General features: G+C 72.8%; 5 protein-coding genes. 4 read left to right on the top strand and 1 reads right to left on the bottom strand.

Annotated features, from left to right (window positions below):
• Nucleotides 1-282: 282 nt before the first annotated feature.
• Nucleotides 283-2,427 (top strand): primosomal protein N', encoded by a 2,145-nt coding sequence (locus ACZ4SA_RS25505; RefSeq protein ID WP_468278661.1) that lies wholly within the window; start codon nucleotides 283-285, stop codon nucleotides 2,425-2,427.
• A 421-nt stretch (nucleotides 2,428-2,848) separates the two neighbouring features.
• Complete coding sequence (locus ACZ4SA_RS25500) at nucleotides 2,849-4,861, top strand: glycosyltransferase (protein WP_468278658.1); 2,013 nt, start codon at nucleotides 2,849-2,851, stop codon at nucleotides 4,859-4,861.
• A gap of 89 nt (nucleotides 4,862-4,950) precedes the next feature.
• On the opposite strand, the gene ACZ4SA_RS25495 is transcribed toward ACZ4SA_RS25500, so the two are convergent.
• A complete protein-coding gene (locus ACZ4SA_RS25495) occupies nucleotides 4,951-5,484 on the bottom strand; it encodes a hypothetical protein (RefSeq protein WP_468278656.1) in 534 nt (177 codons plus the stop codon).
• Nucleotides 5,485-5,715: 231 nt separating this feature from the next.
• On the opposite strand from ACZ4SA_RS25495, the gene fmt reads away from it, so the two are divergent.
• Together fmt and ACZ4SA_RS25485 are read left to right on the top strand one after the other, a co-directional pair.
• Complete coding sequence (gene fmt, locus ACZ4SA_RS25490; RefSeq protein WP_468278653.1) at nucleotides 5,716-6,660, top strand: methionyl-tRNA formyltransferase; 945 nt, start codon at nucleotides 5,716-5,718, stop codon at nucleotides 6,658-6,660.
• Between the two features lie 34 nt (nucleotides 6,661-6,694).
• Nucleotides 6,695-8,128, top strand: a complete 1,434-nt coding sequence (locus ACZ4SA_RS25485; RefSeq protein ID WP_468278650.1) for an RsmB/NOP family class I SAM-dependent RNA methyltransferase — start codon at nucleotides 6,695-6,697, stop codon at nucleotides 8,126-8,128.
• Nucleotides 8,129-8,578 lie beyond the last annotated feature (450 nt).

Genomic DNA, 8,578 nt, shown 5'->3' with positions numbered 1-8,578 from the left:
GGGGCCCGTTCTGGTAGGGGCGGGGTGTTGGGATCCCTTTTGTTTTTGGGGGGGGGGGTTTTTCTCCCCCCACGGGGGGGGTCCCTGGCCCGGCTCGCCCGGGGCCCCTCGCCGTTTCCGCGCTCCGGCGCGTGGGGGATGCCGGGGCGTTGGTCGGCCGGGCTGCCGGAGCCTGGGTCCCCGATGCCGGGCGGGCTGTCGTGGCCGACCCAGGCGCCCCAGCCACGAACCTCCCGAGGCCGGCCCCGTGGGGCTGTCAGTGGGCTCTGGCAGGATTTGGCTGTGAGCAGCGAAGACAAGCAGCCGTCAGAGCCCGCCGCCGACGGGCCCGAGCAGCTTGCGCTCATCCGCGAGACCGTTCGCCGTGCCAACGTGCCGAAGGCCAAGCCGCGCACCTGGCGCGGGGCGGCGCTCGCCAAGGAGCTGCCCGTCGCACGGGTCATGGTCAACAAGGGCGTGCTCCACCTCGATCAGTTCTTCGACTACGCCGTGCCCGAGGAGCTCGACGCCGACGCCCAGCCGGGCGTGCGGGTACGGGTGCGCTTCGGGGCCGGTGCGCACCGGGTGCGTGACGGGCGCCGCGAAGGCGGCGGGCTCATCGACGGCTTCCTCATGGAGCGGCGTGCCGAATCCGACTACCCAGGCGCCCTCGCCGCCCTCGCGTACGTCGTCTCGCCCGAGCCGGTGCTCAGCCCCGAGATCCTCTCCCTCGCCCGCGCGGTCGCCGACCGGTACGCGGGCAGTCTCGCCGACGTGCTCCAGCTCGCCGTGCCGCCGAGGAACGGCCGCGCGGAGGCCAAGCCCTCACCGGACCCGCTGCCGCCGCCGGCCGCGCCCGCAGCCGGCACCTGGGAGCGGTACGGGCGGGGACCAGCCTTCATCGAGTCGCTCGCAGCCGGCGGAGCGCCGCGCGCCGTCTGGACCGCGCTGCCCGGTCCGCACTGGCCCGAGGAGCTGGCACGCGCCGTCGCGGCGACCCTCGCGTCGGGGCGGGGAGCGCTCGTCGTGGTGCCCGACGGCCGGCGCGCCTCCCGCGTCGATGCCGCGCTCACCGCGCTGCTCGGCGAAGGCCACCACACCCTCCTGACCGCCGAGTCCGGGCCCGAGAAGCGGTACCGGCAGTGGCTTGCCGTGCGGCGGGGCTCCGTCCGCGTGGTGGTCGGTACCCGGGCCGCGATGTTCGCTCCCGTACGGGACGTGGGGCTGGTCGCCATCTGGGACGACGGGGACTCCAGCCACAGCGACGACAACGCCCCCTTTCCGCATGTGCGCGAGGTCCTCGAGCTGCGCGCCGGCCACGACAAGTGCGCCTTCCTGCTCGGCAGCACGGCTTGCACCGTCGAGGCGGCCCAGCTCGTGGAGAGCGGCTGGGCCGCACCACTGCTCGCCGACCGGGCGCAGGTACGGGCCGTCGCGCCTCTGGTACGGACCGTCGGGGACCAGGACCTGGCGCGCGACGAGGCGGCCCGAGCCGCCCGGCTGCCGAGCATCGCCTGGCAGGCCGTCAGGGACGGGCTCGCGAACGGCCCCGTGCTCGTCCAGGTGCCCCGGCGCGGCTACGTCCCGAGGCTCGCGTGCGAACGGTGCCGTACGCCCGCCCGCTGCCGCCGCTGCGCCGGTCCTCTCGAGGCGCCAGACGAGCGCGACCTGCGCTGCGGCTGGTGCGGGCGCGGCGAGCCGGAATGGCACTGCGCCGAATGCGGGGCGTTCCGCCTGCGGGCGCAGATCGTCGGGGCGCGGCGCACGGCGGAGGAACTCGGCCGCGCGTTCCCAGCGGTGCCGGTGCGGACCTCGGGCCGCGACCACGTCCTCGACACCGTCCCCGCCCGGCCCGCGCTCGTCGTCTCCACGCCCGGCGCGGAGCCCGTTCCCGAGGGCGACGGCTACGCGGCCGCGCTGCTCCTCGACGGCTGGGCCATGCTCGGCCGCCCCGACCTCCGCGCCGGCGAGGAGGCGCTGCGCCGTTGGATCGGCGCGGCCTCACTGGTGCGACCGCAGGCGGAGGGCGGCACAGTCGTCGTGGTCGCCGAACCGACGCTGCGTCCCGTACAGGCGCTGGTGCGCTGGGACCCGGTGGGGCACGCGCTGCGGGAGCTGGCGGAGCGGGCCGAGCTGGGCTTTCCGCCGGTGTCCCGGATGGCTGAGATCGTCGGGAGCCCGTCCGCCGTGTCGGCGTTCCTGGCTCAGGCGGACCTGCCCGCGGAAGCGGAAGTGCTCGGGCCGGTGCCGATGCCGGAGGTGCTCGGGCGGGCGCGCCGGGCCGGGGACCCTCCGCCGGGGGAGCGGTGGGAGCGGGCGCTGGTGCGGGTGCCGCCGGGAAAGGGTGCCGCGCTGGCGGCGGCGCTGAAGTCGGCACAGGCGTCCCGCTTGGCGCGGGGCGGCCCGGACCAGGCGCGTCTGCGCATCGACCCGCCGGACATCGGCTGACGGTCGAAACGGGAACTCACCTGCCCGAGCGGAGAGTTCGGCCGATACGTCTCCGGCCGGTGCGACCGAACGCGAACTCCCGCATGTGCGTCACACATGCGGGGTGTGCGAGTATCCCGTCGCCTCGACCTCGCCCCCCGGTTTCGCATGCCCGCAGGCAGTCGGCGGATCGTCACCCGTGCCCCCGGGACTGTGACTTGGTGTAGACCTGACGTAACATCACGAGACTCACTGACACGGACGGGCCGCCCTCCGCAGCGACGCCCGGGGCGGTGCTGCTGACTCCGAGGCCCGGACCCGCATCGGCGACGAATCCCAGAACCTCTCGGGAACGAGAGGGTCACCGCGCAGCCCCAGGCAGGTCCTGGCGGCGCTCCGTGCCTCGGCGGAACGGCGAGGCACCTGGACGAGGAGAAGGTTCGTGACCACGCCCGACATATCCGTGATCATAGGCGCCTACAACGCCATGCCGTATCTGACACGGACCCTCACGTCCGTGATCGGACAGTCGCTCGGGATGGAGCGGCTGGAGGTCATCGCGGTGAACGACGGCTCGACCGACACCACAGGCGACGAGTTGGAGCGCTTCGCGGCGGCGCACCCGGAGCGCTTCACGGTCATTCACCAGGAGAACTCCGGCGGGCCGTCCGCCCCGCGCAATGTGGGAATCGAGCACGCCAGGGGCCGGTTCGTCTTCTTCCTCGATGCCGACGACTATCTGGGCGAGGAGGCGCTGGAACGGATGCTCGCCGCCGCGGAGACCAACCGAACCGATGTGGTGCTGGGCCGCATGGTCGGTGTGAACGGACGCGGGGCCCCCGCATCGATGTTCGTCCGCAACCAACCGCGCACGGATGTCTTCAACTCCCGCGTCTACTGGGCGCTCAACCCCCTCAAGCTGTTCCGCAGGGACCTCGTCGAGCGCCACGGCCTGCGCTTCCCGACCGGCTACAAGGTGTGCGAGGACCAGTTCTTCACAGCCCTCGCGTATCTCCGCGCCGACGGGATCTCGGTGGTCGCCGACTACGACTGTCTTTTCATCGTCAAGCGGGACGACGGTCAGAACATCACCGTGACCACCCGCGGGGCCGAACAGCGCATCCAGACGCTCAAGATGATGGTCGACCTCGTCGAGGAACATGTCGAACCGGGTCCCGACCGCGACAGTCTGCTGAACAGGCATCTGTCGATCGATCTGTTCCACGCGCTGATCCACCTCGCGAAGGAGCCGGAGCGGCCGGTCCAGGAGAAGGGTCTGCAGGAGCTGCGTGAGCTTCTGTCGCGCATGTACACCCCCACGCTCAGACAGAGAGTCGGCGCCATCACAAGAACCAGATGCGCGTTCATCGAACGCGGGTTGCTCGACGAACTCGTCGAGCTGGAGAAGGCGGACGAGGAGCACCGTTCGCGCGGTACTTATCCCGAGGTCCTCGTCGAGGCCGGCCGTGCCTACGCCCGGCTCCCGTTCTTCCGCGACAGCTCACGTGGCGTGCCGGACGAGTGCTACGAGATCACGCGGGAACTCCAGGTGCGCCACCGGCTCGACGCGGTCTCCCTCGACAGGGACGGCCTGCACATCGCCGGGCATGCCTACCTGCGGCGCGTCGCAGCCCCGCACCACACCACGGAACTGGTGCTGCGCGAGCGCAGCACCAGGGTGGAACACCGGTTTCCCGCCCGGACGGTGCCCGCCCCCGGCGTCGGCGCCGACGAGGACGCCGGCATCTTCGACTACCCGGCCGCGGGTTTTGCCGTGACGGTCGACCTGGCCACAGCGGCCGCCGGCGAACGGCTGCCCCGAGGACTGTGGGACGTGTTCGTCTCCCTCGACGTCGAGGGGGTCACCAGGGAGATCCGTTTCGGGAACCGGCGCGACCCCGACATCGTGAGCGCGCCGCAGACGCATGTTCTCGACAGCGGTGGGGAGTACATGGCGGCAGCGCTGTACTTCACCCACCCCTACGACAACCTGACCCTGGACATCGGCGAGAACAAGCACCGTGTCGCGGACAAGGTGCGCGTCGACGACGTCGCGTGGACCTCGGCCGGAGAACTCGAAGTCACCGGCTCCTGGACACTCGCGTCGATCCCCGACGACGCACTGCGCCTGCGCCTGACGAACGAAGAGGCGGCGGAGGCCGAGGACGCGGCAGTGGTCGAGTTCGCGGCTTCCCCCCACGGCCGGAGCGGTTTCCGGGTCACCACGAGGCTTTCGGATCTTCCGTCCGGCACATGGACGGCGCAGATGTACTTGGGCGGCGGCCGAGCCCGTCTGCTCGGAGCCGTTCCCGAGCAGGCCGGCCTGCAGGCCGTGCGCTGGCGCCGTCGTGGCCTGCCCTGGTACGCGAAGCCCGTGAAGGCAGGCAAGGACCTGGCGCTGCGCATCGACCGGGTCAAACTCACCGCTGCCGTGACCAACCGGCTCAAGCGGTAGACGCAAGGCCACCGGGCCGAGGGGTGGGATGGGCAGGCCCCCGAGGCGACTGCACCGGGCCACGCTCCACGAGCGTGGCCAGTGGAGCGTCAGCCGTTGCGTGGGCCGGGGAAGGCGCTCGTGCGGGAGTCCGTCGGCTGGGGCGGCATCGAGCGGGCCGCCGGGACCGCCGGGACCGCCGGGACGGCGGACAGCCCCGACGCCGCCGGCAGCGTACGCGTCGCGGCGGCCCCCTCCCCCTCCGCCTCCGTCGCCGTGGCAGACGCCGCGGCCGCCTGGCGCCTGGCGCCGTAACGGCGGTGGACCGCCTGCTTGGTGACGCCGAGGGCCGAACCGACCGCGTCCCAGGAGAAGCCGAGGGAGCGGTCGAAGTCCACCGCCGCGGTCACAAGGGTCTCGACGCTGTCCCGCAGCTCCTGGGCGAGTCGGACGGTCGGGGCCGGGGCCCGGCCGTAGACGACGAAGCCCGTGGAGGGGCCGGAGCGTCGCGGGCGGTAGACATTCCCCAGCTGGGCGGTGAGCGTGCGCAATGCGTCCACCTGTCGGCGGACCCGCTCGATGTCCCGCACCAACAGGTGCAGACTCGCCCGGGCTTGGGCGTCGTGGGTTGCGTGGTCGGCCATTGACAAGCCTCTCGAACCGGCGATGAAGAAGGGTTCGGGCCGCGTACGGGGCGGCCCGCTTGGGTCAATCTCTCTTGACCAACGCATCGGCGGGCGATCTGGTCACGCTTCGGGGCGTATGTGCCTATGCGCAGGGCGCACGCTCCTCCGCACGCCCCCTGCGGACAGGGCTCATAGACTGGTGTGCTGCTCGTCACCGCATACACCAGTCTGAGAGGCAGTCAGCCACCGATGAAGCTCGTCTTCGCAGGTACCCCCGAGGTCGCCGTCCCCGCCCTGGACGCTCTGATCGCCTCCGACCGTCACGAGGTCGCCGCCGTGGTGACCCGGCCGGACGCCCCCGCGGGCCGTGGCCGGCGGCTGGTCGCCAGCCCCGTCGCCGAGCGCGCCGCCGATGCCGGCATCGAGGTGCTCAAGCCGGTGCGACCGCGCGACGAGGAGTTCCTGGCACGGCTGCGGGAGATCGCACCGGACTGCTGCCCGGTCGTCGCCTACGGCGCGCTGCTGCCCAAGGCGGCCCTCGACGTGCCGGCCCGCGGCTGGGTGAACCTGCACTTCTCGCTGCTGCCCGCCTGGCGCGGTGCCGCGCCCGTGCAGCACGCGATCCTGGCCGGCGACGAGATGACCGGCGCCTCGACGTTCCAGATCGAGGAGGGGCTCGACTCCGGCCCGGTCTACGGGGTGATCACCGAGCCCGTGCGTCCCACCGACACCAGCGGCGACCTGCTGACCCGGCTGGCCTTCGCCGGTGCGGGGCTTCTCGTGGCCACCATGGACGGCATCGAGGACGGCACACTGCAGGCCGTGCCGCAGCCCGCGGAGGGCGTCACCCTCGCGCCGAAGATCACCGTCGAGAACGCCCATATCGACTGGACCGCCCCGGCGCTGCGTGTCGACCGTGTCGTACGGGGCTGCACGCCCGCACCGGGCGCGTGGACGGTCTTCCGGGGCGAACGCCTCAAGCTGATCCAGGCCGGGCTGTCGGCGGACCGCAATGACCTCGGTCCGGGTGAGCTCGACGCGGGCAAGAACCATGTGCACGTCGGCACCGGGTCCCACGCGGTCGAGCTCGTGTGGGTGCAGCCGCAGGGCAAGAAGCCGATGCGGGCCGCCGACTGGGCGCGCGGTGTGCGCATCGGCCCGGGAGAGCGGGTCGGCGCGGCGGACGTAGGCTGAGAGGGTTCAGCCCTCTTCGAACGCGGAGCACCTTTTGAGCGAGCAGTCCCGTCGCCGTCCCCCCAGGCCCCACCGCCGCCCCAAGAAGGATCCCGTGCGGATTCTTGCCTTCGAGGCGCTGCGGGCGGTCGACGAGAGGGACGCGTACGCCAACCTCGTCCTGCCGCCGCTGCTGAAGAAGGCGCGCGAGAAGGACGACTTCGACGGGCGTGACGCGGCGCTGGCGACGGAGCTGGTGTACGGGACGCTGCGCCACCAGGGCACGTACGACGCGATCATCGCGGCCTGCATCGACCGGCCGCTGCGCGAGGTCGACCCGCCCGTGCTGGACGTGCTCGCGCTCGGTGCGCACCAGCTGCTGGGGACCCGTATCCCGACCCACGCGGCGGTGTCGGCGAGTGTGGAGCTGGCACGGGTGGTGCTTGGCGACGGGCGCGCGAAGTTCGTGAACGCCGTGCTGCGCAAGATCTCGCAGGACGATCTGGCCGCCTGGCTGGAGCGGGTCGCGCCGCCCTACGACGAGGACGCCGAGGACCACCTCGCGGTCGTCCACTCCCACCCCCGGTGGGTCGTCTCCGCGCTGTGGGACTCGCTCGGCGGCGGCCGCGCCGGCATCGAGGACCTGCTGGAGGCCGACAACGAACGGCCCGAGGTGACGCTGGTGGCCCGGCCGGGCCGTTCGACCACCGACGAGCTGCTGGACGTGCTGGGCGAGGACTCGGCGCTGCCCGGGCGCTGGTCCCCCTACGCCGTCCGTCTCGCCGAGGGCGGCGAGCCCGGCGCGATCGGGGCCGTACGGGAGGGACGGGCCGGCGTCCAGGACGAGGGCAGCCAGCTCGTGGCGATCGCGCTGGCGAACGCACCGCTGGAGGGCGCCGACGAGCGCTGGCTCGACGGCTGCGCGGGCCCCGGCGGCAAGGCGGCGCTGCTCGGCGCCCTCGCCGCGGAGCGGGGCGCGTCGCTGCTGGCGTCGGAGAAGCAGCCGCACCGCGCCCGGCTGGTCGGGCGGGCGCTGACCGGCAACCCCGGTCCGTACCAGGTCATCACGGCCGACGGCACACGCCCGCCCTGGCGGGAAGGCGTCTTCGACCGGGTGCTCGTCGACGTGCCGTGCTCGGGCCTCGGTGCGCTGAGGCGACGCCCCGAGGCGCGCTGGCGCCGGCGCCCGGAGGACCTCGAGGGATTCGCGCCGCTGCAACGGAGCCTGCTGCGGGAGGCGTTGAAGGCCGTCCGGGTCGGCGGCGTGGTGGGTTACGCGACCTGCTCGCCGCATCTCGCCGAGACGCGGGTCGTCGTGGACGACGTCCTGCGCGGGCGGGGCGGCCCGGCCGCGCAGGCGGAGTGGGTGGATGCTCGCCCGCTGATGCCGGGCGTGCCCGCGCTGGGCGACGGACCCGACGTGCAGCTGTGGCCGCATCTGCACGGCACGGACGCGATGTACCTGGCGCTGCTGCGACGGACCGCGTAGGCCCGCCGCTCGTGCAGCGTCCTGGAACGAGTGATCCGTTCGCGGGACGGTCTGCGCCTCGGGCAGCTTGTCGTACACCAGGGTCCGCGGGGCCGTACCCGTGTGCCCGGCCCGACCATCCGGATACTCTGCGGATCCGGGCAGCCGTCGCCATGGCGACGGCGCAGGCGGGCAACGCTGGACGGGCCCTGCGGCTGCTCGCCGCTCTGCTGCGGGACCAGATCCGCGTCATGGGACCTGACCAGCGTGAGAGGCTGACGACCCGCGTCTCCCTCGCCGGCCTGACAGCCGGGTGCAACAGGAAGCAGGCCCTGTGGCTGTTGTCCGACGTGCTCGCGGACCAGATCCGTGTCCTCGGTCTGACTCGTCCCGACACCCTGGCCACGGGACGGTACATCCGGCGACCGACGGGGGATGCCGTCCAGTCGCCGATGACGCAACCAATCGCCC

The organism is Streptomyces sp. NPDC027962 (genome assembly GCF_055566095.1).
This window is presented reverse-complemented; position numbering and strand designations above follow the sequence as displayed.